Origin of the sequence: Micromonospora sp. KC723 (assembly GCF_004348595.1) — a bacterium.
In the GTDB taxonomy this organism is placed as follows: Bacteria; Actinomycetota; Actinomycetes; order Mycobacteriales; family Micromonosporaceae; genus Micromonospora.
Genome location: NZ_SMKD01000267.1, coordinates 1 through 1,784, shown reverse-complemented (window position 1 = coordinate 1,784; position 1,784 = coordinate 1). Strand labels below are relative to the sequence as shown.

2 protein-coding genes are annotated in these 1,784 nt (G+C 68.8%); both read right to left on the bottom strand.

Annotated features, from left to right (window positions below; genetic code table 11):
- Positions 1–23 precede the first annotated feature (23 nt).
- Positions 24–335 carry a hypothetical protein gene (locus tag E1165_RS28535; RefSeq protein WP_132394783.1) on the bottom strand — a complete coding sequence of 104 codons (312 nt, stop codon included), beginning with the start codon at positions 333–335 and terminating at the stop codon, positions 24–26.
- Positions 335–1,561, bottom strand: a complete 1,227-nt coding sequence (locus E1165_RS28530) for an IS110 family transposase (RefSeq protein ID WP_132394782.1) — start codon at positions 1,559–1,561, stop codon at positions 335–337. The genes E1165_RS28535 and E1165_RS28530 overlap by 1 nt, the downstream gene beginning before the upstream one ends.
- Positions 1,562–1,784: the final 223 nt, after the last annotated feature.

The window sequence follows — 1,784 nt, the reverse complement described above, 5'->3', positions numbered from 1 at the left end:
GGGGGGTGTCCCTATGGGTTTGGTCAAGCCCCGGAGGGTGTCGACGTTAACCGGTGGGTGAGGTCGTCGAGGCAGGCGGTGAGGTCGGCGGTGGTGGACATTTCGTAGTGGGTGCTGGTGACGGTGCCGGTGGAGATGTGGGCGATGTCGAGTTCGGCTTCGCCGCTGGTCCAGACGGTCAGTTGGGCCTCGTGGTCGGTGGTGGTGCAGACGATCCAGGCCGCTGATTTGTCGCGGGTGGGTCCGCGATGTAGCTCCCATCGGATGCCTGCGTTGTTCCATTGGCGGGCGTGGGCGGTGACGGCATCGGCGAAGTTGTCGAGGTTCAGGTCCATCACGCTGCTGATGCTAGAGCCGGCAGCGGCCGGGGCTGGTAGGGGATCTTGTCGCGGAGCATGGCGAACAGGACGTCGCAGCGGCGGCGGGCCAGGCAGATCAGGGCGGCGTTGTGGCGTTTGCCTTCGGCGCGTTTGCGGTTGTAGTAGGCGCGGCTGACAGGGTCGGCGAGGGCGGCGAACGCAGAGAGGAAGAACGCGCGTTTGAGTTGCTTGTTGCCGCCGCGTGGTGGGTGTTCGCCGCGGATGCTGCTGCCGGAGCGGCGGGTGACCGGGGCCAGGCCGGCGTAGGCGGCGAGGTGGCCGGGGGTGGCGAAGGCGGTGCCGTCGCCGACCTCGAGCAGGATCCGGGCTGCGGTCCTGACGCCGATGCCGGGCATCGAGGTCAGGACCTCGGCAAGAGGGTGTGCATCAAGCATCCTTTCCACCTCGGCGGCAACCTGGTCACGCTGCTGGAGCACGTCACGCAGACTGTCAGCCAGCCTCGGCAGGATCGTCTCGGCCGCAGCGGTGCCGGGAACGGTGACGGTTTGCTCGTCCAGGGCGGCCAGCACCTGCTCGATGAGGCGTTCGCCCATGCGCGGGGCGTTCTTGCCCGCGATCGCGACCAGTTTGCGGCGTCCGGCCTTGCGCAGGCCGGCCGGTCCGCCGCAGCGCGACAGCAGCTCCAGCACCGCCTTGTGCTGCACCTTCGGGCCGAGCACACGTTCCAGAGCGGGATGGATCTGAGTGAGCAGCCCCCGAATGCGGTTCGCCAAGCGGGTGGCCTCACCGGCCAGGTCGTCATCGAAGCCGACCAGGACCTCAAGCTCTGCCAGGGCGTCGTCGCCAACGTCGACGCGGCGCAGCGTGTGCGGCAGGCTGCGGGCGGCATCAGCGATGACGTAGGCATCGCGGGCGTCGGTCTTCGCGGCGCCCGGGTGCAGGTCGGCGATGCGGCGCATCGCCAACCCAGGCAGGTAGGCCACCTGATGACCGCAGGCACGAGCGACCGCGACCGGCAGCGCCCCGATCGAAGCGGGCTGGTCGACCACGACCAGGACCCGCCCGTGCCGGGCAAGCTTGTCGAACACCTGCCGCAGCTTGGCCTCAGTGTTGACCAGCGCCGCGTCGTGCAGCCGCTTGCCCTCGCGGTTCAGGGCAACGGCGTGGTGCCCGTCCTTACCGACATCCAGACCGAGAAACACCTGGTAATCGCCGTGCACCCCATCGCCTCCCCGCGACATCGTCGCCCGGCCCGGTCGCCGATCTGGCGTCGACTGCCGGCAGCCACGTTACGAAGAGACCTACCCCAACACTGCGGGTGGCCGTGTCCCTATCAGCGGTCCGCCGACGCCACCCGACCCGGCGACAACACCCCCCGGATCATCCACACGACAGGGGCAGTAAGTCATACCGGGCCAGGCGACCGAGCAGTCCCCGGCTGGGGACGATCAAAAAGGTAACGGG

Coding starts and splice junctions, on each gene's coding strand:
- E1165_RS28535 (WP_132394783.1), bottom strand. CDS start 335: ATGGACCTGAACCTCGACAACTTCGCCGATGCCGTCACCGCCCACGCC.
- E1165_RS28530 (WP_132394782.1), bottom strand. CDS start 1,561: ATGTCGCGGGGAGGCGATGGGGTGCACGGCGATTACCAGGTGTTTCTC.